Here is a 24,426-nt window from a genome sequence, read left to right as displayed (position 1 = left end):
GTTGGAGCGGCGCTGGTCCCTGTAGGAGCGAGCTTGCTCGCGATGGTCGTCAACGATAACGCGTTCTTCCCAGAATAACGCGGTGTATTTGAGTTCATCGCGAGCAAGCTCGCTCCTACAAAAGGCGGGCCGTTGTTAAGTCAGATGCTGATGCGCGACAGTTTGATATCGGGTTCCTGGTTGACGCTCAACTGTTCGACGATTGCATCTTGTAACCGGCTGCACAGCAGCGGGTCGGACAGCGGCTGATTGTGGGCGTCGGTGATGAAGAACACGTCTTCCACGCGCTCGCCGAGGGTGGCGATCTTGGCGTTTTGCAGCGACAGATCGAACTCCAGGAAAATCGTGCCGATCCGCGCCAGCAGGCCCGGGCGGTCGGGTGCCGTGAGTTCCAGCACCGTCACCGGCCGCTGGGCGTCGTTGTGGATCGTTACCTGTGGTGCAAAGGCGAAATGCTTGAGCTGGCGCGGTACCCGGCGCTGGATGATGGTCGGGTAGTTGTCCGGGTTGCGCAGGGCTTCGGTCAGCCCGTCGCGGATCTGTTTGACCCGTGCCGGGTTGTCACCGATCGAGTCGCCGTCGGTGTCGAGCACGATGTAGGTGTCGAGGGTGAACTGGCTGCTGGAGGTGATGACCCGGGCGTCATGGATGTTCAGGTTGAGCTGGTCCATCGCGGCCACGGTCACGGCGAAGAAGTCGTGCTGGTCGGGGGCGTAGATGAAGATCTGGGTCCCGCCTTCGAACTCACGCTGGGTGGTCTCCTTGATCAGCACCAGGGGGCCGCCATCGGCCGGTTGCTGGAGGATCGCGTCGCTGTGCCAGGCCACATCGCCGGCGGTGTGACGCAGGAAATAGTCATCACCCAACTGCGCCCACAGTTGCTCGACATCGTCCGGATCGGTGCCGCCGCGCACCAGAATGTCCAGGGCGGCGCTCTGGGTCTGGCGGATCTGCTCTTCGCGATCCACCGGATTCTCCAGGCCACGACGCAGGGCACGCTTGGTTTCGGTGTAGAGCTGGCGCAGCAGGCTGGCGCGCCAGGAATTCCACAGTGTCGGGTTGGTGGCGTTGATGTCGGCGACGGTCAGCACATACAAGTAGTCAAGGCGGGTTTCATCGCCGACGATCTGTGCGAAGTCGTGGATAACTTGCGGGTCGGACAGGTCCTTGCGCTGGGCGGTGGTCGACATCACCAGATGGTTTTGCACCAGCCACACGATCAGGCGGCTGTCCCACACTGGCAACTGGTGACGTTGGCAAAACGCCTCGGCGTCGACCGCGCCGACGTCCGAGTGGTCGCCATGCCGGCCTTTGCCGATGTCGTGGTACAGGCCGGCCATGTAAATCAGCTCGGGTTTGGGCAGCTTGCCCATGAGCTTGCTGGCCAGCGGGAATTTTTCCGACACCTGGGTGTACTGCAACTTACGCAGGTGCTTGATCAGGTTCAGGGTATGGGCATCGACCGTATAGATGTGGAACAGGTCATGCTGCATCTGCCCGACGATAAAACCGAATTCGGGCAGATAACGACCCAGGATGCCGTAGCGGTTCATCCGTCGCAGGTTGCGGTGGATGCCGATCTTGCACTTGAACAGCTCGATAAACAGGCTGGTGTTGCGAATATCGTTGCGGAAGTCGTCGTCGATCAGGTGACGGCTTTCCCGCAGCATACGAATGGTGTCCGCGCGCACGCCCTTGATTTCCGGCTGCTGGGCCATCAATACGAAAATTTCCAGCATGGCGAACGGCGTGCGGCGGAAAACGTTGTGGTTGCGTGCTTCGATATAGCCATCATGCAGCTGGAAGCGCGAGTTGATCGGCTGTGGTGGTGCCTCGTCTTCCGGTGCGAGGATGACTTCCTCGAAGTGCTGGATGATCAGGTCGCTGAGCTGGGCGATGCTCATCACCACCCGGTAATACTGCTGCATGAAATTTTCGATGGCTTGCTTGGCGTCGTCGCCTTTGAAGCCCAGCAGCCCGGCAATGGTGCGCTGGTGATCGAACAGCAGGCGGTCTTCGGCGCGACCGGCGAGCATGTGCAGGGCATAGCGAACTTTCCACAGGAATTCCTGGGAGGAGGCCAGCAGGGCGTTTTCACTTTCGACCAGAAAGCCTTCGCCGGCCAGTGCCCGCAGGTTCAGGGTGCCGTACTCGCGACGGGCCACCCACAGAATCGTCTGGATATCCCGTAGGCCGCCGGGCGAGCCTTTGACGTTGGGTTCCAGGTTGTATTCGGTGTCGTTGTACTTGTGGTGGCGGGCCTTTTGTTCGGCACGCTTGGCCAGGAAGAAGTCCTTGCTCGGCCACATGTGCCCGGTGCTGGTGACGTCCAGCATACGCTGGCGCAAACGCTCGGGGCCGGCGATGGTGCGGCTTTCCATCAGGTTGGTGACGACCGTCAGGTCGGCGCGGGCCTCGACGGCGCACTCTTCGACCGAGCGAACGCTCTGACCGACCTCCAGGCCGATGTCCCACAACAGGGTCAGAAAGCGCTCGATGGAGTCGCGGAAAACTTCGTGGTCCGCGCTGTCCAGCAGGATCAGCAAATCGATGTCGGAATAAGGGTGCAATTCACCACGGCCGTAGCCACCGACCGCGACCAGCGCGATGTCGGCGTCCTCGCTCCAGCTGAACTGCTCCCAGGCCTTCTGCAGGATATTGTCGACGAACCAGGCGCGATCCTCGATCAGCCGGCGAATGTCCCGGCCATTGCGAAAGCGCGCGTCGAGCACCTCGCGGGCCTGGCGGATCGCCTTCTTGAAGGCCGCGATCGGGCTTGCCTTCAGGGCCAGTTCAGCCTGGAACTGGCCTCGGTCGAAGAGTTCGGGATCCACCTGCGGCATCGATTGGCTTTCCTTTCTGTAGGCGAGATACGCTGGCGAGATCAGGCCGAAACGCGAGGGATGGTGTCATCGCTGCGCAGGGTGAAGATCTCGTAACCGGTTTCGGTCACCAGCAGGGTGTGTTCCCACTGTGCCGAGAGCTTGCGGTCCTTGGTGATCGCGGTCCAGCCGTCGCCCAGAACCTTGGTGTCGGCTTTGCCCTGGTTGATCATCGGCTCGATGGTGAAGGTCATGCCGGCCTTGAGTTCCATGCCGGTGCCGGCGCGGCCGTAGTGCAGGATCTGCGGCTCTTCGTGGAACACCTTGCCGATACCGTGGCCGCAGAATTCGCGAACCACCGAGAATCCGTTCTTTTCAGCGTGCTTCTGGATGATTTCGCCGATGTCGCCCAGGCGGCAGCCGGGTTTGACGATTTCAATCGCCTTGTACATGCATTCCTGGGTCACCTGGGACAGGCGCTCGGCCCAGACCGGCACGCTGCCGACGTGGAACATGCGGCTGGTGTCGCCGTGGTAGCCGTCCTTGATGACGGTAACGTCGATGTTCAGGGTATCGCCGTCTTTGAGCGGCTTGTCGTTCGGGATGCCGTGGCAGACCACGTGGTTGATCGACGTGCAGATCGACTTTGGATAACCCTTGTAGTTGAGCGGGGCAGGGATGGCTTTCTGCTCATTGACGATGTAGTCGTGGCAGATCTGGTTCAGTTGATCGGTGGTAACGCCCGGCTTGACATGTTCGGCAATCATTTCCAGCACATCGGCGGCCAGTTTGCCGGCGATACGCATTTTGGCGATATCCTCGGGCGTTTTGAGGGTGACGGTCATACAGGCTCTCTCTGCGCCAGGCGGCGCTTTCTGAACGGAAAGGGCATTGCGCGATGGGTCTTCGCAGCCCTGAAAAATACGATTCTACCAGACGATCAGTGCAAATCTGCGCCTGTGTGCATCGCTTCTCTCTATAGAATGGTGCATTCTTGGAGGATTCCAAGGGATGGCGCAAAGCGCTCGCCAGGATTTCAGAATCCGGGTTCCGTTTTGCCCTGCCTTGTGATATAAAATGCGCCGCTTTCCGGGGATGTCCCGAAAAGCCTAAATCCACACACGTGTCGACACGATGACCTGGGTGCCTTCAGCTGATGCTGCTGGTTGGTCATTGGGATACGTGGAGGCCAAACCCGACTTATTAAGGAACTATCATGTCCCAAGTCAACATGCGCGATATGCTGAAGGCCGGTGTGCACTTCGGTCACCAGACCCGTTACTGGAACCCGAAAATGGGCAAGTACATTTTCGGCGCGCGTAACAAGATCCACATCATCAACCTTGAAAAAACCCTGCCAATGTTCAACGAAGCTCTGACTTTCGTAGAGCGTCTGGCCCAGGGCAAAAACAAGATTCTGTTCGTCGGCACCAAGCGTTCCGCTGGCAAGATCGTTGCTGAAGAAGCAGCACGTTGCGGTTCGCCGTACGTCGATCACCGCTGGTTGGGCGGCATGCTGACCAACTTCAAGACCATCCGTGCTTCCATCAAGCGTCTGCGTGACCTTGAAGTTCAAGCCGAAGACGGTACTTTCGCCAAGCTGACCAAGAAAGAAGCGCTGATGCGCACTCGTGACCTGGAAAAGCTGGATCGTTCCCTGGGTGGTATCAAGGACATGGGCGGTCTGCCAGACGCTCTGTTCGTTATCGACGTTGATCACGAGCGCATCGCGATCACCGAAGCCAACAAGCTGGGCATCCCGGTCATCGGCGTAGTCGATACCAACAGCAGCCCGGAAGGCGTTGACTACATCATCCCAGGCAACGATGACGCAATCCGCGCTATCCAGCTGTACATGGGTTCGATGGCTGACGCTGTGATCCGTGGCCGCAACAACGTTGCCGGCGGCACCGAAGTGTTCGTTGAAGAAGCTCCGGTAGCAGCAGCTGAGTAATTGACGCCTTGGCGTTGACTCAGTAAGCAAAAAGGGGGCTTGGCCCCCTTTTTGCCACCTCGAAAACCATTTGTCGGCGCCCACTGCTCTATCTGTAACGTGCGGCAGCTAACAAGGGTGGTTCGGGAAGAATTGATCGCCCGTTCGATCGGGTGGAATGGTTGAAAACCTATCCAAGAGGATTTTGAAATGGCAGAGATTACTGCAGCGTTGGTCAAAGAACTGCGCGAGCGTACTGGCGAAGGCATGATGGACTGCAAAAAGGCCTTGACCAAGGCTGGCGGCGACATCGAGAAAGCCATTGATGACATGCGTGCTTCGGGCGCCATCAAGGCTGCCAAGAAAGCCGGCAACGTTGCCGCTGAAGGCGCTATCGCCATCAAGGCCGACGACAAGGCAGCCGTGCTGCTGGAAGTCAACTCGCAGACCGACTTCCTGGCCCTGCAAGACGACTTCAAGAGCTTCGTTGCTGCCAGCGTAGAGAAAGCCTTCGACGAGAAACTGACCGACGCAGCTCCGCTGATCGCCGCTCAGGAATCGGCTCGTGAAGCACTGGTTGCCAAAGTTGGCGAAAACGTCAACATCCGTCGCCTGGTGCGCGTAGAGGGTGACGTTGTCGGCACCTACCTGCACGGTAACAAGATCGGTGTTGCTGTTGTTCTCAAGGGTGGCGATGTTCAGCTGGCCAAAGAGATCGCCATGCACGTGGCGGCAAGCAACCCTGAGTTCCTGCTGCCATCGCAGGTTTCGCCAGAAGCCATCGAGCGCGAAAAAGCCGTTTTCCTGTCTTTGAACGAAGACAAGATGAAAGGCAAACCAGCTGAAATCGTCGAGAAGATGATCGCTGGTCGTATCACCAAGTTCCTGGCTGAAGCCAGCCTGGTCGAGCAGGCTTTCGTGATGAACCCGGAAGTCACCGTAGGCGCCCTGGCCAAGAAAGCCGGCGCTGAAATCGTTTCCTTCACTTACTTCAAGGTAGGCGAAGGCATCGAGAAGCCAGTGGACAACTTCGCAGAAGAAGTTGCTGCCCAGCTGGCTGCCGCCAAGCAATAAGACGGTTTTTTAACTGTCGCCCAAAAGAGGCTGCCCGCTCACGCGCGCAGCCTCTTTTCAGATGGGGTACCAATTTTTATTGGTTTCCTTTTGGAACTGGCTTACAAAGCCATGTTCCGATGGCGCTGAAGCAGCGCCAAGCTAGAGTGAACGCCAGCTGTAAACAGCTCGCAAAGAATTTTTAAAATACGCCGCAGGAGAGATTCGCAATGGCTCAGCAGGGCAGTGGTTATCAGGCTCGCTATAAACGCATTCTACTCAAGCTCAGCGGCGAGGCCCTGATGGGCTCGGAAGAGTTCGGGATCGATCCGAAAGTTCTGGATCGCATGGCATTGGAAGTTGGCCAACTGGTCGGCATCGGTGTACAGGTCGGTCTGGTTATCGGTGGTGGCAACCTGTTCCGCGGTGAAGCGCTGAGCAAGGCTGGCATGGATCGGGTCACTGGCGACCACATGGGCATGCTGGCCACTGTGATGAACGCCCTGGCCATGCGCGACGCCCTTGAGCGCGCCAACATCTCGGCCATCGTGATGTCCGCTATTTCCATGGTTGGCGTGACCGATCACTATGATCGTCGCAAGGCCATGCGTCACTTGAACTCCAAGGACGTGGTGATTTTCGCGGCCGGTACCGGCAACCCGTTCTTTACGACGGATTCGGCTGCCTGCCTGCGTGCAATCGAAATCGATGCCGATGTCGTGCTCAAGGCCACCAAGGTTGACGGCGTCTATACCGCTGATCCGTTCAAAGACCCGCATGCCGAGAAGTTCGATCATCTGACTTACGATGAGGTGCTGGATCGCAAGCTGGGTGTGATGGATCTGACGGCCATTTGCCTGTGCCGCGACCACAAGATGCCGCTACGCGTATTTAACATGAACAAGCCCGGCGCCCTGCTGAACATCGTGCATGGCGGCGCTGAAGGAACCCTGATCGAGGAAGGCCAACAATGATCAACGAAATCAAGAAAGACGCTAAAGAGCGCATGCAGAAGTCCGTGGAATCGCTGGCGCACAACTTCGGCCGCATTCGTACCGGTCAAGCGCACCCGAGCATCCTGGAAGGCGTGATGGTGCCGTACTACGGTTCCGACACCCCGATCAAGCAAGTGGCCAACATCACCGTCAAAGATGCCCGTACCCTGCAAGTCGTTGCCTTCGAGCGCAACATGCTGGGCGCCGTCGACAAGGCGATCGGCAGTGCAGGCCTGAACCTGAACCCGACTAACCTGGGTGAGCTGCTGCTGATCAGCATGCCGGCCCTGACCGAAGAAACCCGTCGCGGCTTCACCAAGCAGGCCCGTGATGTGGCTGAAGATGCCCGTGTTGCCGTGCGCAACATTCGTCGCGATGCAAACAGCTCGCTGAAGGATCTGGTCAAGGAAAAGGAAATCAGTGAGGACGAAGAGCGTCGCGCCACTGGCGAGATCGACGATCTGACCAAGAAGTTCGTAGCTGAAATCGACGCTAAGTTGGCAGAGAAAGAAAAAGACCTGATGGCCGTATAAGAGTCGCGTTTTCATGGATAAGACTAAACAGACTGCACCGTCCGCGGTGCCGCGCCATGTCGCGATCATCATGGATGGTAATAATCGCTGGGCAAAAAAACGCTTTATGCCAGGTGTTGCCGGGCATAAAGCGGGCGTGGATGCGGTACGTGCGGTCATTGAGGTCTGTGCGGAGGCCAAGGTCGAAGTACTGACCCTGTTCGCCTTCTCCAGTGAGAACTGGCAGCGTCCGGCCGATGAGGTCAGCGCTTTGATGGATCTGTTCTTCAGGGCGCTGCGTCGTGAGGCCAAGCGCCTCAACGACAACAACATCTGCCTGCGCATCATTGGTGACCGCTCGCGCTTTCATCCCGAGCTGCAGGCCGCCATGCGTGAAGCTGAGGCCATGACGGTTGGTGCCAATCGTTTTGTCCTGCAGATCGCTGCCAATTACGGCGGTCAGTGGGATATCGCGCAAGCGGCGCAACGATTGGCACGAGAGGTTCAGGCCGGACACTTGCGTCCGGAAGACATCACGCCAGGTCTGCTGCAGACCTGTCTGGTCACTGGTGACCTGCCGTTGCCGGATCTGTGTATTCGGACAGGTGGTGAGCATCGCATCAGTAATTTCCTGCTCTGGCAACTGGCCTATGCCGAGCTGTATTTTTCCGACCTGTTCTGGCCGGACTTCAAACACGATGCCATGCGCAATGCGCTGGCCGATTACGCTTCCCGCCAGCGCCGCTTCGGTAAAACGAGCGAGCAGGTCGAGGCTGGAGCCCGGGTTTAATGCTTAAACAACGAATCATCACCGCGCTGATCCTGCTGCCGATTGCCCTGTGCGGGTTTTTCCTGCTTGAAGGTTCCGGTTTTGCACTGTTCATCGGGCTGGTAGTTACCCTTGGTGCATGGGAGTGGGCACGTCTGGCGGGTTTCGCCGGTCAAGCGTTCCGCGTCGGCTTTGCCGCGGTGGTCGCCTTGATGCTGTTCGTCATGTACATCCTGCCCGGGCTGGCGCCTTGGGTATTGGGTGCTTCGGTGCTGTGGTGGGCGGTGGCGACTTATCTGGTGCTGACCTATCCGCGTTCGAGCGAGCATTGGTCCAATGCGGCGACCAAGCTGGTGATTGGCCTGTTGATTCTCTTGCCGGCCTGGCAAGGTCTGGTGCAGATCAAGCAGTACCCGCTGGGTAACTGGTTGATCATGGCCGTGATGGTGCTGGTCTGGGGTGCCGATATCGGTGCCTACTTCTCCGGTCGTGCTTTTGGCAAGCGTAAACTCGCGCCGCAGGTCAGTCCGGGTAAAAGCTGGGAAGGCGTGTACGGAGGTCTGGCGCTGAGCCTGGTCCTTACGACGCTCGTTGCACTGGTGCGCGACTGGACGGTGGCGCAGCTGTTCAAAGGGCTGATCTGTGCTGCGCTGATCGTGTTCATTTCGGTGGTGGGCGACCTCACTGAAAGCATGTTCAAGCGTCAGTCCGGGATCAAGGACAGCAGCAATCTGCTTCCGGGGCATGGTGGCGTGCTGGATCGTATCGACAGTCTGACGGCGGCCATTCCGGTGTTCGCCGTGCTGTTGTGGATGGCGGCCCCATGAGCCGCCCACAACAGATTACCGTTCTGGGGGCAACCGGTTCGATTGGCTTGAGTACGCTCGACGTCATCGCTCGTCATCCGGATCGATACCAGGTCTTTGCCTTGAGTGGCTTCACTCGCTTGAGTGAATTGCTGACGCTCTGCGTGCGCCATATCCCGCGATTTGCCGTAGTGCCTGAGGTCGCGGCTGCCCGCACCTTGCAGGATGACTTGCGCGCGGCGGGTCTTCCAACCCGCGTTCTGGTGGGTGAGGAGGGTTTGTGTCAGGTCGCTTCCGATCCGGAGGTCGATACGGTCATGGCGGCCATCGTTGGTGCGGCAGGATTGCGCCCGACGCTGGCGGCGGTCGAGGCGGGCAAGAAGATCCTCCTGGCCAATAAAGAAGCGCTGGTGATGTCCGGTGCGCTGTTCATGCAGGCGGTGCGCAAGAGCGGTTCGGTATTGCTGCCGATCGATAGCGAGCACAACGCCATTTTCCAGTGCATGCCGCACGATTATGCCCGTGGCCTCGAGGCGGTCGGCGTACGCCGGATTTTGCTGACGGCTTCCGGTGGTCCATTCCGTCAGACGCCGCTGGCTGAACTGGCGCATGTTTCACCTGACCAGGCCTGTGCGCATCCGAACTGGTCCATGGGGCGAAAAATCTCCGTTGACTCGGCCAGTATGATGAACAAAGGGCTTGAGTTGATTGAAGCCTGCTGGCTGTTCGATGCCAGGCCGTCCCAGGTCGAGGTGGTGATTCACCCGCAAAGCGTGATTCATTCGCTGGTCGACTACGTCGATGGTTCTGTCCTGGCACAGCTGGGTAACCCGGACATGCGCACGCCCATCGCCAATGCCCTGGCCTGGCCGGAGCGGATTGACTCGGGTGTGGCGCCGCTGGATCTGTTTGCCATTGCACGGCTGGACTTCCAGGCGCCCGATGAAGAGCGTTTCCCTTGTTTGCGTCTGGCCCGTCAGGCGGCCGAGGCGGGTAATAGCGCGCCGGCCATGCTCAATGCGGCTAATGAAGTGGCGGTGGCGGCATTTCTCGACGAGCGGGTTCGTTACCCGGAAATCGCGAGTATCATCGAGGAAGTACTGAGTCTGGAACCCGTCGTGGCAGTGGATGATCTCGAAGCAGTGTTCACGGCAGACGCGAAAGCGCGATTGCTGGCCGGACAATGGTTGAGCCGTCACGGGCGGTAAATGCTGCAGATAGTTGACCCGGGCAGCAGCGGATAGGATTGCGGAGAAAGTAGATGAGCGCGCTCTATATGATTGTCGGCACCCTGGTCGCTCTGGGTGTGCTGGTTACCTTCCACGAGTTCGGCCATTTCTGGGTCGCGCGTCGCTGTGGGGTCAAGGTGCTGCGTTTCTCCGTAGGCTTTGGCATGCCTTTGTTGCGCTGGCACGACAGGCAGGGTACCGAATTTGTCATTGCCGCCATCCCGTTGGGCGGCTACGTCAAAATGCTCGACGAGCGCGAAGGCGAGGTGCCGCCCGATCAGCTTGGTCAATCCTTCAATCGCAAATCCGTTCGTCAGCGCATTGCCATCGTGGCGGCGGGACCGATCGCCAACTTCCTGCTGGCATTGGTGTTCTTCTGGGGCCTGGCAATGCTCGGCAGCGAGCAAGTGCGTCCGGTCATCGGGGCTGTAGAGTCTGGCAGCATCGCGGCCAAGGCGGGTTTGAACCCGGGAGAGGAAATCGTGGCCATTGATGGCGAGGCGACTTCCGGCTGGGCGGAGGTGAACCTGCAACTGGTTCGTCGCCTGGGTGAAAGCGGTTCGTTGCAGATAATGGTTCGCGAGCAAGGCTCCACGACCGATTCGCCTCGTGAACTTGCGCTGGATAAATGGCTCAAAGGGGCTGACGAGCCCGACCCGATTCATTCGTTGGGGATTCGCCCGTGGCGCCCGGCATTGCCGCCTGTTCTGGCTGAGCTCGATCCAAAGGGACCGGCCCAGGCTGCCGGCCTGAAGACCGGTGACCGATTGCTGGCGCTCGATGGTCGTACGCTGGATGACTGGCAGCAGGTCGTCGATACCGTCCGTATGCATCCTGACACCAAAATCATGCTGCGGATTGAGCGCGACGGTGCTCAAATCGATGTCCCGGTGACACTTGCCGCTCGCGGCGAGAGCAAGTCACCCAGCGGCTACCTGGGGGCAGGGGTGAAGGCTGTCGATTGGCCGCCGGAGATGATCCGCGAGGTCAGTTACGGACCATTGGCAGCGATTGGCGAGGGGGCTCGGCGCACCTGGACCATGAGCGTGCTGACCCTCGATTCACTGAAGAAAATGTTGTTCGGCGAGCTCTCGGTAAAAAACTTGAGTGGACCGATAACCATTGCTAAAGTGGCGGGCGCTTCGGCCCAGTCGGGTGTTGCTGATTTCCTGAATTTCCTTGCTTATCTGAGTATTAGCCTGGGGGTTCTGAATTTGCTGCCCATTCCTGTGCTGGATGGGGGGCATTTGTTGTTTTATCTGATTGAGTGGGCGCGTGGTCGCCCCTTGTCGGATCGGGTGCAAGGTTGGGGGATACAGATTGGCATCAGTTTGGTGATCGGAGTGATGTTGCTCGCTCTGGTTAATGATCTGGGTCGTCTGTAACGTCGCTGAATTGCGAATCTGCCGCATTTTGCGGCAGTTTGTTTATTGCCAGTTGGAATAAGAAAGGACTTCATGAAACGTCTGCTGCTAACTGCGGTTCTCACCGTATTGATGATCGCCGAAGTTCACGCCGAGTCCTTCACTATCTCTGATATTCGCGTCAATGGCCTCCAGCGGGTCTCCGCGGGTAGCGTCTTTGGTGCTTTGCCGTTGAACGTCGGTGAACAGGCGGATGATCGTCGCCTGGTGGAATCCACTCGTGCGTTGTTCAAAACCGGTTTCTTTCAAGATATCCAGCTGGGTCGCGACGGCAACGTCCTGGTCATCACGGTAGTCGAGCGCCCGTCGGTCGCCAGTATCGAGATCGAAGGCAACAAGGCGATCTCTACCGAAGACCTGATGAAAGGCCTCAAGCAATCCGGTCTGGCCGAAGGCGAAATCTTCCAGCGTGCCACCCTTGAAGGTGTGCGTAACGAACTGCAGCGCCAGTACGTCGCCCAGGGGCGCTATTCGGCTACCGTCGACACCGAAGTGGTGCCGCAGCCGCGTAACCGAGTTGGCCTGAAGGTCAACATCAACGAAGGTACCGTTGCGGCTATCCAGCACATCAACGTGGTGGGCAACACGGTCTTCCCCGATGAGGACCTGATCGACCTTTTCGAACTCAAGACCACCAACTGGTTGTCGTTCTTCAAGAACGATGACAAGTACGCCCGTGAAAAACTCTCCGGTGACCTGGAGCGTCTGCGTTCCTACTACCTGGACCGTGGCTATATCAACATGGATATCGCTTCGACCCAGGTTTCCATCACGCCGGACAAAAAACACGTCTACATCACCGTCAACGTCAACGAAGGCGAGAAATACACCGTTCGTGACGTCAAGCTCAGCGGCGACCTGAAAGTCCCTGAAGATCAGATCAAGTCCCTGTTGCTGGTACAAAAAGGCCAGGTGTTCTCGCGCAAGCTGATGACCACCACCTCCGAGCTGATCACCCGTCGCCTGGGTAACGAAGGTTACACCTTCGCCAACGTCAACGGCGTGCCTCAACCGCACGATGAAGATCACACCGTGGACATCCTGTTCGCGGTTGATCCGGGCAAGCGTGCCTACGTGAACCGCATCAACTTCCGTGGCAACACCAAGTCCGAAGACGAAGTGCTGCGTCGTGAAATGCGTCAGATGGAAGGCGGCTGGGCTTCGACCTACCTGATCGATCAATCCAAGACCCGTCTTGAACGTCTGGGCTTCTTCAAGGAAGTCAACGTCGAAACCCCGGCCGTACCGGGTGTCGATGACCAGGTGGACGTCAACTACAGCGTTGAAGAGCAAGCCTCCGGTTCGATTACCGCCAGCGTCGGTTTCGCCCAGAGCGCGGGCCTGATCCTCGGTGGTTCGATCACCCAGAACAACTTCCTGGGTACCGGTAACAAGGTCAGCGTCGGCTTGACCAAAAGCGAATACCAGACCCGCTACAACTTCGGTTTCGTCGACCCCTACTGGACCGCCGACGGCGTGAGCCTGGGTTACAACGCCTTCTACCGCACGACTGACTACGATGAGCTCGATACCGACGTCGCCAGCTACGCCGTGGACAGCCTGGGTGCCGGTGTGAGTGTCGGTTATCCAATCAGCGAGACTTCGCGTCTGACCTTCGGCCTGAATGCGCAACAGGACACGATCAAGACTGGCGTTTACACCGTCGACGAGATCTTCGACTTCGTTAACAAGGAAGGCGACAAGTACCTGAACTTCAAGGCTTCGGCCGGTTGGTCCGAGTCCACCCTGAACAAAGGCGTATTGGCGACTCGTGGTCACTCCCAAAGCTTGACGGCGGAAGTCACCGTGCCGGGTAGTGACTTGTCGTTCTTCAAACTCGATTACCGTGGTCAGTTGTTCCAGCCTCTGAGTGAAAACTACACCATGCGCCTGCACACCGAATTGGGTTATGGCGACGGCTACGGTTCGACCGAAGGCTTGCCATTCTATGAAAACTACTATGCTGGTGGTTTCAACTCGGTTCGTGGCTTCAAGGACAGTACACTGGGGCCACGTAGTACTCCGAGTCGCGGCGCACTCGAAACGGGCAACCCGGGTACTCTTGCTGACCCGGACCAGGATCCACTGCCGTTCGGTGGTAACGTCCTGATCCAGGGTGGTGCAGAAATCCTGTTCCCGCTGCCGTTCGTCAAGGATCAACGTTCCCTGCGTACGTCGGTATTCTGGGATGTGGGTAACGTATTCGACTCCAAGTGCGAGCAGACGACCAATACCAACCCTGCGTCGAAGTCCAATACGCAGTGTAACGATGTCAGTCTGAGCAACATGGCCAGTTCCGTCGGTGTGGGAGTGACCTGGGTCACCGCACTGGGGCCTCTGAGTTTCGCCCTGGCCATGCCAGTCAAGAAACCGGATGACGCTGAAACCCAAGTGTTCCAATTCTCTCTCGGCCAGACGTTCTAAGCGTCTGACCCAAGATAACGACAATGAATTTTGTAGGAGTGCATCGTGCGTAAGTTGACTCAATTGGTTCTCCTGGCCAGCGTCCTGGTCGCTGGTCCGGCATTTGCCGACATGAAAATTGCAGTTCTGAACTATCAGATGGCTCTGCTGGAGTCCGACGCTGCGAAGAAATACGCTGTGGATGCCGAGAAGAAGTTCGGTCCTCAGCTGACCAAGCTCAAGGCGCTGGAAACCAGCGCCAAGGGTATTCAGGACCGCCTGATGGCCGGTGGCGACAAAATGCAGCAGGGCGAGCGCGAGCGTCTGGAGCTTGAATTCAAGCAAAAGGCCCGTGACTTCCAGTTCCAGTCCAAGGAGCTGAACGAAGCCAAAGCCGTTGCCGACCGTGAAATGCTGAAGCAGCTCAAGCCGAAACTGGACAGCGCTGTGGAAGAAGTCATCAAGAAAGGTGCTTTTGACCTGGTCTTCGAGCGTGGCGCAGTGATTGATGTCAAGCCTCAGTACGACATCACTCGCCAGGTTATCGAGCGCATGAATCAGCTGAAGTAATCCATGACAGTGACCATTAAGCTCGGCCAATTGGCCGAGTTCCTCGGCGCCACGCTACGTGGCGACCCGGAGAGAGAAATTACTGGGCTAGCCACCTTGCAGGAGGCTGGCCCAGCTCAGTTGAGCTTTCTCGCAAACCCTCAATACCGTAAATACCTGGCAGACAGCCGGGCCGCAGCGCTGTTGCTGAAGGCTGCTGATGCCGAAGGTTTTGCCGGTAATGCGCTGGTGGTGCCTGATCCGTATCTGGCCTACGCACGTGTTTCCCACCTGTTCGATCCAAAGCCGAAAGCGGCTGCCGGTATTCACCCGACAGCGGTTGTGGCCGAGGACGCGGTGGTTGACCCGGCTGCGAGTATCGGTGCCTTTGCGGTGATCGAAAGCGCGGCACGAATTGCTGCTGGCGTGACCGTCGGTGCACATTGCTTCATCGGTGCCCGTTGCGAAATCGGCGAAGGCGGCTGGCTGGCCCCGCGGGTCACGCTGTACCACGACGTGCGCATCGGCAAGCGTGTGGTCATTCAGTCGGGTGCCGTGCTCGGTGGCGAAGGTTTCGGTTTTGCCAATGAGAAAGGTGTCTGGCAGAAAATTGCCCAGATCGGTGGTGTGCTGGTCGGTGACGATGTCGAGATTGGCGTGAATACCGCTATCGACCGCGGCGCATTGGCCGATACCATTCTCGGTAATGGTGTGAAGCTCGACAACCAGATCCAGATCGCCCACAACGTTCAGGTCGGTGATCACACCGCCATGGCCGCCTGCGTCGGGATCTCCGGCAGCACCAAGATCGGCAAGCATTGCATGCTCGCTGGCGGTGTAGGGCTGGTGGGACATATCGAGATTTGCGATAACGTTTTCATCACCGGGATGACCATGGTGACCCACTCGATTACCGAAAAGGGTTCCTATTCTTCCGGTACGGCCATGCAGCCAGCAGCCGAGTGGCGCAAAAGCGCGGCTCGCATCCGTCAGCTCGATGACATCGCGCGGCGCCTGCGACAGCTGGAAAAGCAAGTAGGGGAAGTGACCCCTGACGGTAATGCTTCATCAGATGGCTGATACCATTTCCATATCAAGTGTGCACAGCCGCTAGACTGCCTCCTTGATTTGCTAGTGGAGCGTGCGTCAGTCGCGCGCTCCCAATCTTTACATAGGCTTCCCCCCGAAATGATGGACATCAACGAGATTCGCGAATACCTGCCTCACCGTTACCCGTTCCTGCTGGTGGACCGGGTAGTGGAGCTGGATGTTGAAGGCAAGCGCATTCGCGCCTACAAGAATGTCAGCATCAACGAACCGTTCTTCAATGGCCACTTCCCCGCGCATCCAATCATGCCGGGCGTATTGATCATCGAAGCCATGGCTCAGGCTGCCGGGATCCTTGGTTTCAAGATGCTCGACGTGAAACCGGCCGACGGCACCCTCTATTACTTCGTCGGTTCCGACAAGCTGCGCTTCCGCCAGCCGGTTCTGCCAGGCGATCAGTTGATCCTTGAAGCCAAGTTCATCAGCTGCAAGCGTCAGATCTGGAAATTCGAATGCCAGGCTTCGGTAGATGGCAAGCCGGTCTGCTCCGCTGAAATCATCTGCGCGGAACGCAAACTATGAGTTTGATTGACCCTCGTGCAATCATCGATCCGACAGCCATTCTGGCTGACGGCGTCGAGGTCGGCCCGTGGTCGATCGTCGGCGCAGGTGTGGAAATCGGCGAGGGGACAGTCATCGGGCCGCACGTGATCCTCAAGGGCCCGACCCGAATCGGCAAGCACAATCGCATCTACCAGTTTTCCTCGGTGGGCGAAGACACGCCTGACCTGAAGTACAAGGGCGAGGAAACCCGCCTGGTGATTGGTGATCACAACGTCATCCGTGAAGGCGTGACGATCCACCGTGGCACCATCCAGGATCGTTCGGAAACGACCCTGGGCGATCACAACCTGATCATGGCCTATGCCCACATCGGCCACGACAGCGTGATTGGCAACCACTGCATCCTGGTGAACAACACCGCGCTGGCGGGCCATGTGCATGTGGAAGACTGGGCCATCCTCTCCGGTTTTACCCTGGTTCACCAGTATTGCCACATCGGCGCCCACAGCTTCTCCGGCATGGGGACGGCGATCGGCAAGGATGTTCCAGCCTACGTCACGGTATTCGGCAACCCTGCCGAAGCCCGCAGCATGAACTTCGAGGGCATGCGCCGTCGGGGTTTCAGCGAAGACGCGATCCACGCGCTGCGTCGTGCCTACAAGGTGGTGTACCGCCAGGGCCTGACCGTGGAGCAGGCGCTTGCCGAGCTGGCAGAGCCGTCCGCCCAGTATCCGGAAGTGGCGGTGTTCCGTGACTCGATCCAGTCTTCGACCCGCGGCATCACCCGCTAACCATGGCCAATCTGCGTATTGCGCTGGTAGCGGGCGAGGCTTCCGGTGACATTCTGGGTGCGGGCCTCATGCGCGCGCTCAAGGCTCGTCACCCGGCCGTCGAGTTCATCGGTGTCGGTGGTCCGTTGATGCAGGCTGAAGGCCTGACCTCGTATTTCCCGATGGAACGTCTGTCCGTCATGGGCCTGGTGGAAGTGCTGGGCCGGTTGCGCGAGTTGCTGGCGCGGCGCAAGAAGCTGGTCGCCGACCTGATCGCCGCGAAACCCGATGTGTTCATCGGTATCGATGCGCCGGACTTCAACCTCAATATCGAACTCAAACTGCGTCAGGCCGGTATCAAGACCGTGCATTACGTCAGTCCGTCGGTGTGGGCCTGGCGGCAGAAGCGCGTGCTGAAGATTCGCGAAGGCTGCGATCTGATGCTCACGCTGTTCCCGTTCGAAGCCAAATTTTATGAAGAGAAAGGCGTGCCGGTGCGGTTCGTCGGCCATACCTTGGCCGATGCCATTCCGCTCGAAGCCGATCGCGCGGCTGCGCGGGCCGAGCTCGGTTTGCCTGACGGGCCGCTGGTGGCGTTGATGCCTGGCAGCCGTGGCGGTGAAGTTGGCCGGCTAGGTGCGTTGTTTCTCGATACTGCGCAGCGCCTGCGGGCATTGCGCCCGGGTGTGCGGTTTGTCATGCCTTGCGCCAGTGCGCAACGTCGCGCACAGCTTGAAGAACTGTTGGCTGGTCGCGATCTGCCATTGACCCTGCTCGATGGACAGTCGCATCTGGCCTTGGCAGCGTGCGATGCGGTGTTGATTGCCTCCGGTACCGCGACGCTTGAAGCATTGCTGTACAAGCGGCCGATGGTGGTCGCCTATCGCCTGGCACCGCTGACGTTCTGGATTCTCAAGCGCATGGTGAAAAGCCCCTACATTTCGTTGCCGAACTTGTTGGCACAGCGTCTGTTGGTGCCCGAGTTGTTGCAGGACGATGCCACGGTCGAAGCGCTGGCCCAGACCTTGTCACCCTTGATCGAGGGTGGGGAAGAGCAGACCCGTGGTTTTGATGAAATTCACCGGACCCTGCGTCTGGATGCCTCCAACCAGGCTGCGGACGCAGTGCTGAAGCTGATCGGCCAGGTAGAATGAGTAAAACGAACATGCAGATGGGGCTGGACTTTACCTTGGTCGCTGAAGTCGAAGAGTTGGTTGCCGGCGTCGATGAAGTGGGTCGTGGCCCGCTCTGTGGCGCGGTAGTGACAGCGGCGGTGATTCTTGATCCGAACCGCCCTATCCTCGGCCTGAACGACTCGAAGAAACTCACCGAGGCCCGTCGCGAAAAGCTCTACGACGAAATCTGCGAAAAAGCCCTGAGTTGGTGCATCGCTCGCGCCGAAGTCGAGGAAATCGACGAACTGAATATCCTCCACGCCACCATGCTGGCCATGCAGCGCGCCGTGGCCGGGCTGCACATCCAGCCGAAGCTGGCGATGATCGACGGCAACCGCTGCCCGAAACTGCCGATGCGTTCCGAGGCTGTGGTGAAGGGCGACAGCAAGGTTCCAGCCATCGCCGCCGCATCGATTCTGGCCAAGGTCAGTCGCGACCGGGAAATGGCTGCGTTCGAGTTGATCTACCCGGGTTACGGCATTGGCGGGCATAAAGGCTACCCGACCCCCGTTCATCTGGAAGCGCTCGCCCGTCTTGGCCCGACCCCCATTCACCGGCGTTCGTTTGCCCCGGTGCGTCTGGCTTACGAGGCGCGGGAAAGTCTCATCGAGAGTTAGTCGCAAGGCTGATTTTTTTTACCAAGGCCCGGTACAATCCGGGCCTTGTTGTCTTTACGTTCTCAGACAGGATCACTATGCCGGCTTCATTCGTTCACCTACGCCTGCACACTGAATACTCCCTGGTCGACGGTCTGGTGCGGATCAAACCGCTGGTCAAGACCCTGGTCGGCATGAACATGCCTGCCGTGGCGGTCACCGACCAGAACAACATGTGTTCCCTGGTCAAATTCTATAAAAACGCCATGGGTGCCGGGATCAAGCCGATCTGCGGCGCCGACCTGTGGCTGTCGAACAAGGATCCGGACAACCCGCTGAGCCGGATCAGCCTTCTGGTGATGAACGCCGAAGGCTATCGCAACCTCACCGAGCTGATTTCCCGCGGCTTTATCGAGGGGCAGCGCAATGGCGCAATCATCATCGAGCGCGAATGGGTCGCTGAAGCCAGCGCCGGCTTGATCATGTTGTCGGCGGCCAAAGAGGGCGAGATCGGGCAGGCCATGCTCAGCGGCAACCCCGCCGAGGCCGAAACCCTGGCCCGCGAATGGATGGATGTGTTTCCGGATCGCTTCTACCTGGAGATCCAGCGCACCAATCGCCCCAACGATGAAGAACAGTTGCACGGCGCCGTGGCCCTGGCCGAGAAGCTCGGTGCGCCGCTGGTGGCGACCAACGACGTGCGTTTCATCAAGCAGGAAGACTTCGCCGCCCACGAAACCCGCGTCTGCATCGGTGAGGGCCGCGCTCTCGACGATCCGCGGCGCTCGAAGAATTACAGCGATCAGCAGTACCTCAAAAGCGCCGAGGAAATGGCCGAGCTGTTCAGCGACATTCCCGAAGCGCTGGAAAACACCGTCGAGATCGCCAAACGCTGCAACATCGAAGTGAAGCTGGGCACGCACTTCCTGCCCAACTTCCCGATCCCCGATGGCATGACCATCGACGAGTACTTCCGCAAGGTGTCCTTCGATGGCCTGGAAGAACGCCTAGCCGTCCTGCTGCCCAAGGACACCACCGAAGACTACGAGGCCAAGCGTCAGGTCTATGTCGACCGGCTGAATTTCGAGCTGGATATCATCATCCAGATGGGTTTCCCGGGTTACTTCCTGATCGTGATGGACTTTATCCAGTGGGCCAAGAACAACGGCGTGCCGGTAGGTCCTGGCCGTGGGTCGGGTGCCGGATCGCTGGTGGCCTATGTGCAGAAGATCACCGACCTCGACCCGCTGGAATATGACCTGCTGTTCGAACGTTTCCTTAACCCGGAACGGGTATCGATGCCCGACTTCGACGTCGACTTCTGCATGGACGGTCGCGATCGGGTGATCGACTACGTGGCCGAGAAATACGGCCGCAACGCGGTAAGCCAGATCATCACTTTCGGTTCCATGGCCGCCAAGGCTGTTGTCCGCGACGTGGCGCGGGTGCAGGGCAAGTCCTATGGCCTGGCGGATCGTCTGTCGAAGATGATTCCGTTTGAAGTCGGCATGACCCTGGAAAAGGCCTACGAGCAGGAAGAGATCCTGCGCGACTTCATCAAGGTCGATGAAGAAGCCGCGGAAATCTGGGAGATGGCCCGCAAGCTCGAAGGCGTTGTGCGTAACGTCGGCAAGCACGCCGGTGGTGTGGTGATTGCCCCGACCAAACTGACCGACTTCTCGCCGATCTACTGCGACGAGGCGGGCGATGGCCTGGTAACCCAGTTCGACAAGGACGACGTTGAAGCGGCCGGTCTGGTGAAGTTCGACTTCCTCGGCCTGCGGACCCTGACGATCATCGATTGGGCGCTGAAAACCATCAACCGCGACCGCGCCAAGGTCAACGAGCCACCGCTGGATATCGCCTTCATCCCGCTGGACGACAAGCCGACCTACACCTTGCTGCAAAAGGCCGAAACCACGGCGGTGTTCCAGCTTGAATCCCGGGGCATGAAGGAGCTGATCAAAAAGCTCAAGCCCGACTGCCTGGAAGACTTGATCGCGCTGGTGGCCCTGTTCCGTCCGGGCCCGCTGCAATCGGGCATGGTGGACGACTTCATCAACCGCAAGCACGGTCGCGCCGAGCTGGCGTACCCGCACTCGGACTACCAGTACGAAGGCCTCAAGCCCGTACTGGCACCGACCTACGGCATCATCCTGTACCAGGAACAGGTGATGCAGATTGCCCAGGTCATGGCCGGTTACACCCTCGGTGGTGCGGACATGCTGCGTCGAGCCATGGGCAAGAAAAAACCCGAGGAAATGGCCAAGCAGCGCGGCGGTTTCATTGAAGGTTGCGCCACCAACAATATCGACGCGGACCTCGCCGGTAACATTTTCGACCTGGTGGAAAAATTCGCCGGTTACGGCTTCAACAAGTCGCACTCCGCCGCCTATGGCCTGGTGTCCTACCAGACCGCGTGGCTGAAGGCGCACTACCCGGCGCCGTTCATGGCCGCGGTACTCTCGGCGGATATGCACAACACCGACAAGGTCGTGACCTTGATCGAAGAAGTGCGGACCATGAAGCTGCGTCTCGACGCGCCGGACGTCAACACTTCCGAATTCAAGTTCACGGTGAACGACGAAGGCCGGATCATCTACGGCCTGGGTGCCATCAAGGGCGTGGGTGAGGGGCCGGTCGAGGCCATCACCGAAGCGCGTCTGGCGGGGCCGTTCAAGGATCTGTTCGATTTCTGCGCCCGGGTCGACCTCAAGCGCATCAACAAGCGCACCCTCGACGGCTTGATCCGCAGCGGTGCCCTGGATCGCCTTGGGCCGTACTTCCACGATGAGCAGAAAGCCTACCAGGCCAACATCGACCGCAACCGCGCGGTGCTGCTGACGGCCATGGAAGAAGCGATCAAGGCGGCCGAACAGACCGCGCGTACCCAGGACAGCGGTCACTCGGACCTGTTTGGCGGTCTGTTTGTCGAAGAAGACGCCGACGTCTACGCCAATCACCGCAAGGCCAAGGAACTGACCCTCAAGGAGCGTCTCAAAGGCGAGAAAGATACCCTCGGCCTGTACCTGACCGGTCACCCGATTGACGAGTATGAGGGTGAAATCCGTCGCTTCGCCCGTCAGCGCATCATCGATCTGAAACCGGCGCGTGATACCCAGACTGTTGCCGGGATGATCATCGCCTTGCGGGTGATGAAGAACAAAAAGGGCGACAAGATGGGGTTCATCACCCTTGACGACCGCTCCGGGCGGATCGAGGCCTCGCTGTTTTCCGAGGCGTTCCATTCGGCGCAGTCACTGTTGCAGACCGACGCGATGGTGGTGGTCGAAGGCGAGGTCAGCAACGACGACTTCTCCGGCGGCCTGAAGTTGCGGGTCAAGCGGGTGATGAGCATGGAAGATGCGCGCACCAACCTGGCCGAAAGCCTGCGCCTGAAGCTGCATGCCAAGGATCTCAAGGGCGATCAGCTACGCTGGTTGGGCGAGTTGTTGAAGCGTCACCGCGGTGCGTGCCCGATCACCATGGACTACACCAGCCCTGATGCGAAGGCCTTGTTGCAGTTCGGCGAGGGCTGGCGGATCGATCCGGCGGATGCGTTGATTCAAGCCTTGCGTGACCAGTTCGGGCGAGACAACGTCTTCCTCCAATACCGTTGACGGTCAGTGCTATCAGATTGCCCTGACCCAAACCTGAATTTTTAATCTCGACCTCAACGCGCCTGTCCCTTAAGGTAGGGCGCGAATAGACAACCGGCCGGCCCAAGACTCCTTGGGACTCGACCCAAGACGGACGCCTATGAACCCGAATTTTCTAGATTTCGAACAGCCGATCGCCGACCTGCAAGCCAAGATCGAAGAGTTGCGCTTGGTCGGTAATGACAATTCGCTGAATATCGGCGATGAGATCTCCCGCCTGCAGGACAAGAGCAAAACGCTGACCGAAGACATTTTCGGCAAGCTGACCAGCTGGCAGATCGCACGCCTGGCACGTCACCCGAAACGTCCGTATACCCTGGACTACATCGAACACATCTTCACCGAGTTCGACGAACTGCACGGTGACCGTCACTTCTCCGACGACGCGGCCATCGTTGGCGGCATCGCCCGTCTGGACGACAAGCCGGTCATGGTCATCGGCCACCAGAAAGGCCGTGAAGTGCGCGAGAAGGTTCGCCGCAACTTCGGCATGCCGCGTCCGGAAGGCTACCGCAAGGCTTGCCGCCTGATGGAAATGGCCGAACGCTTCAAGATGCCGATCCTGACCTTCATCGACACCCCAGGCGCTTACCCTGGCATCGACGCTGAAGAGCGCAACCAGAGCGAAGCGATTGCCTGGAATCTGCGGGTCATGGCGCGCCTGAAAACTCCAATCATCGCCACCGTGATCGGTGAGGGTGGTTCCGGTGGTGCACTGGCAATCGGTGTCTGCGATCAGCTGAACATGCTGCAATACTCGACCTACGCGGTGATTTCGCCGGAAGGTTGCGCTTCGATTCTGTGGAAAACCGCCGAGAAGGCACCGGATGCCGCAGAGGCAATGGGCATCACCGCCGAGCGCCTCAAAGGCCTGGGCATCGTGGACAAGGTGATTGGCGAGCCATTGGGCGGCGCACACCGTGACCCGGCTGCTGCCGCTGCATCGATCCGCGCCGAGCTGAGTTCGCAGCTGGCGATGCTGAAGAAGTTCGACAACGACGCGCTGCTCAAGCGCCGTTACGATCGTCTGATGAGCTACGGTCTCTAAGCCGAACACGCAGTGCCCATGTGGGAGCGAGCTTGCTCGCGATGAGGGTGTAACAGTCGACGAATGTGTTGAATGTTAGGCCGCTATCGCGAGCAAGCTCGCTCCCACATTTGATTTGTGCATAGAGGCAGATATGAGTCAGTCCGCGATTGATTTGTCTTCCAGGCTTTTGCTGAATCTTAAACCGTGGCGCAATGCTGCGACCTGGCGCATCGCCTTCTCCGGCGGCCTGGACTCCACTGTCCTGCTGCATCTGCTGGCACATCTTGCAAAAACCGAATCCCTGCCGGCGCTGAGCGCCATCCATGTACATCACGGCCTTCAAGCCGTGGCCGATGCGTGGCCGGAACATTGTCGTTCTGTGTGCGCTGCGCTGGGTATCCCGTTGCAGACCGTTCGTGTACGGGTGGCGCCCGGTGCCAGCCTGGAGCGTGCGGCCCGGGACGCGCGTTATCACACGTTCACCGAAGTGACTCGGCCCGATGAGGTACTGCTGACCGCCCAGCACCGCGACGATCAGGCGGAAACCTTACTGTTCCGTTTGTTGCGTGGGGCCGGCGTGCGCGGGCTGTCGGGTATGCCGCGTCAACGCCCGCTGGGCAAGGGCCATCTGCTGCGGCCATTGCTAGATGTCACGCGGGCTGAACTGGAGGCCTATGCCAACGAGCATGGCTTGAGCTGGATCGAAGATCCTTCAAACGAAGATCGGCAGTACTCACGCAACTACCTGCGGCATCAAGTCTTCCCCGCATTGACCCGGCGCTGGCCACAAGCGGTGGCAACCATGGCCCGTAGCGCGGCGCATCTGACTGAAGCGCAGGGGTTGCTCGAAGAGCTGGCGGACATGGATTTGCGTGAGGCCAACTCTGTCAGTGAGTTCGCCTGGCTGGGCTTGCGATCCCTTGAGCTGGCGTCGCTTGCGCAACTCTCCGCTGCCCGCCAGCGCAATGCCTTGAGTCATTGGCTCGAACCGCTGACCCGCCTGCCGGACACTGACCATTGGTCGGGTTGGGAGGATTTGCGCGACGCCAGCGGCGATGCCTGCCCGGTGTGGCGGCTGGCCGATGGCGAG

At 59.0% G+C, this 24,426-nt stretch carries 20 protein-coding genes; 18 read left to right on the top strand and 2 right to left on the bottom strand.

All coding sequences use genetic code 11. The features are described 5' to 3' along the window. Positions 1 to 140: 140 nt before the first annotated feature. Together PMI26_RS05665 and map are read right to left on the bottom strand one after the other, a co-directional pair. On the bottom strand, positions 141 to 2,843 hold the full coding sequence (locus tag PMI26_RS05665) for a [protein-PII] uridylyltransferase (protein ID WP_007978394.1): 2,703 nt from the start codon (positions 2,841 to 2,843) through the stop codon (positions 141 to 143). A 41-nt stretch (positions 2,844 to 2,884) separates the two neighbouring features. Continuing rightward, positions 2,885 to 3,667, bottom strand: coding sequence for a type I methionyl aminopeptidase (gene map / locus PMI26_RS05670; RefSeq protein WP_007978392.1), 783 nt, complete (start codon positions 3,665 to 3,667; stop codon positions 2,885 to 2,887). Positions 3,668 to 4,038: 371 nt separating this feature from the next. On the opposite strand from map, the gene rpsB reads away from it, so the two are divergent. The 18 genes from rpsB to tilS form a co-directional block, all read left to right on the top strand. Beyond that, on the top strand, positions 4,039 to 4,776 hold the full coding sequence (rpsB, locus tag PMI26_RS05675; RefSeq protein ID WP_007978390.1) for a 30S ribosomal protein S2: 738 nt from the start codon (positions 4,039 to 4,041) through the stop codon (positions 4,774 to 4,776). A gap of 189 nt (positions 4,777 to 4,965) precedes the next feature. Continuing rightward, the gene (gene tsf / locus PMI26_RS05680) at positions 4,966 to 5,829 is read left to right on the top strand and encodes a translation elongation factor Ts (RefSeq protein ID WP_007978387.1); all 864 of its coding nucleotides are present in this window, start codon (positions 4,966 to 4,968) and stop codon (positions 5,827 to 5,829) included. Between the two features lie 209 nt (positions 5,830 to 6,038). Next, complete coding sequence (pyrH, locus tag PMI26_RS05685; protein WP_003222124.1) at positions 6,039 to 6,782, top strand: UMP kinase; 744 nt, start codon at positions 6,039 to 6,041, stop codon at positions 6,780 to 6,782. Further along, positions 6,779 to 7,336: a ribosome recycling factor gene (frr, locus tag PMI26_RS05690; RefSeq protein WP_007978385.1), complete on the top strand. Its 558-nt coding sequence runs from the start codon at positions 6,779 to 6,781 to the stop codon at positions 7,334 to 7,336. The genes pyrH and frr overlap by 4 nt, the downstream gene beginning before the upstream one ends. Positions 7,337 to 7,349: 13 nt before the next feature. Continuing rightward, a complete protein-coding gene (gene uppS, locus PMI26_RS05695; protein WP_007978383.1) occupies positions 7,350 to 8,105 on the top strand; it encodes a polyprenyl diphosphate synthase in 756 nt (251 codons plus the stop codon). Next, positions 8,105 to 8,911, top strand: coding sequence for a phosphatidate cytidylyltransferase (locus tag PMI26_RS05700; protein WP_007978382.1), 807 nt, complete (start codon positions 8,105 to 8,107; stop codon positions 8,909 to 8,911). Before uppS ends, PMI26_RS05700 begins: the two co-directional genes overlap by 1 nt. After that, positions 8,908 to 10,098 carry a 1-deoxy-D-xylulose-5-phosphate reductoisomerase gene (ispC, locus tag PMI26_RS05705; RefSeq protein ID WP_007978380.1) on the top strand — a complete coding sequence of 397 codons (1,191 nt, stop codon included), beginning with the start codon at positions 8,908 to 8,910 and terminating at the stop codon, positions 10,096 to 10,098. The genes PMI26_RS05700 and ispC overlap by 4 nt, the downstream gene beginning before the upstream one ends. Before the next feature lie 53 nt (positions 10,099 to 10,151). After that, positions 10,152 to 11,504: a sigma E protease regulator RseP gene (gene rseP, locus PMI26_RS05710; protein WP_007978378.1), complete on the top strand. Its 1,353-nt coding sequence runs from the start codon at positions 10,152 to 10,154 to the stop codon at positions 11,502 to 11,504. A gap of 72 nt (positions 11,505 to 11,576) precedes the next feature. Beyond that, complete coding sequence (gene bamA, locus PMI26_RS05715; protein WP_007978377.1) at positions 11,577 to 13,967, top strand: outer membrane protein assembly factor BamA; 2,391 nt, start codon at positions 11,577 to 11,579, stop codon at positions 13,965 to 13,967. A gap of 45 nt (positions 13,968 to 14,012) precedes the next feature. After that, entirely contained in the window at positions 14,013 to 14,516 is a 504-nt protein-coding gene (locus PMI26_RS05720; RefSeq protein WP_007978376.1) for an OmpH family outer membrane protein, read from the top strand. A gap of 3 nt (positions 14,517 to 14,519) precedes the next feature. Then, a complete protein-coding gene (lpxD, locus tag PMI26_RS05725) occupies positions 14,520 to 15,575 on the top strand; it encodes a UDP-3-O-(3-hydroxymyristoyl)glucosamine N-acyltransferase (RefSeq protein WP_007978375.1) in 1,056 nt (351 codons plus the stop codon). A gap of 108 nt (positions 15,576 to 15,683) precedes the next feature. Continuing rightward, the gene (gene fabZ, locus PMI26_RS05730; RefSeq protein ID WP_007978374.1) at positions 15,684 to 16,124 is read left to right on the top strand and encodes a 3-hydroxyacyl-ACP dehydratase FabZ; all 441 of its coding nucleotides are present in this window, start codon (positions 15,684 to 15,686) and stop codon (positions 16,122 to 16,124) included. Beyond that, positions 16,121 to 16,897 (top strand): acyl-ACP--UDP-N-acetylglucosamine O-acyltransferase, encoded by a 777-nt coding sequence (lpxA, locus tag PMI26_RS05735; RefSeq protein WP_007978373.1) that lies wholly within the window; start codon positions 16,121 to 16,123, stop codon positions 16,895 to 16,897. Before fabZ ends, lpxA begins: the two co-directional genes overlap by 4 nt. A 2-nt stretch (positions 16,898 to 16,899) precedes the next feature. Then, a complete protein-coding gene (gene lpxB, locus PMI26_RS05740) occupies positions 16,900 to 18,030 on the top strand; it encodes a lipid-A-disaccharide synthase (RefSeq protein ID WP_007978372.1) in 1,131 nt (376 codons plus the stop codon). An 11-nt stretch (positions 18,031 to 18,041) separates the two neighbouring features. Then, positions 18,042 to 18,668 carry a ribonuclease HII gene (gene rnhB / locus PMI26_RS05745; protein WP_007978371.1) on the top strand — a complete coding sequence of 209 codons (627 nt, stop codon included), beginning with the start codon at positions 18,042 to 18,044 and terminating at the stop codon, positions 18,666 to 18,668. Positions 18,669 to 18,745: 77 nt separating this feature from the next. After that, entirely contained in the window at positions 18,746 to 22,267 is a 3,522-nt protein-coding gene (gene dnaE, locus PMI26_RS05750) for a DNA polymerase III subunit alpha (protein WP_007978370.1), read from the top strand. 139 nt (positions 22,268 to 22,406) lie between these two features. Continuing rightward, positions 22,407 to 23,354, top strand: a complete 948-nt coding sequence (locus tag PMI26_RS05755) for an acetyl-CoA carboxylase carboxyltransferase subunit alpha (protein WP_007978369.1) — start codon at positions 22,407 to 22,409, stop codon at positions 23,352 to 23,354. 133 nt (positions 23,355 to 23,487) lie between these two features. Beyond that, positions 23,488 to 24,426 (top strand): tRNA lysidine(34) synthetase TilS (gene tilS, locus PMI26_RS05760; protein ID WP_007978368.1); only part of this gene is annotated, 939 nt, incomplete at its 3' end.

Origin of the sequence: Pseudomonas sp. GM33 (assembly GCF_000282295.1) — a bacterium.
Taxonomy (GTDB): Bacteria; Pseudomonadota; Gammaproteobacteria; order Pseudomonadales; family Pseudomonadaceae; genus Aquipseudomonas; species Aquipseudomonas laurylsulfatiphila.
The sequence above is the reverse complement of the archived record's forward strand: the minus strand, read 5'-3'. Positions and strand labels throughout refer to the sequence as shown.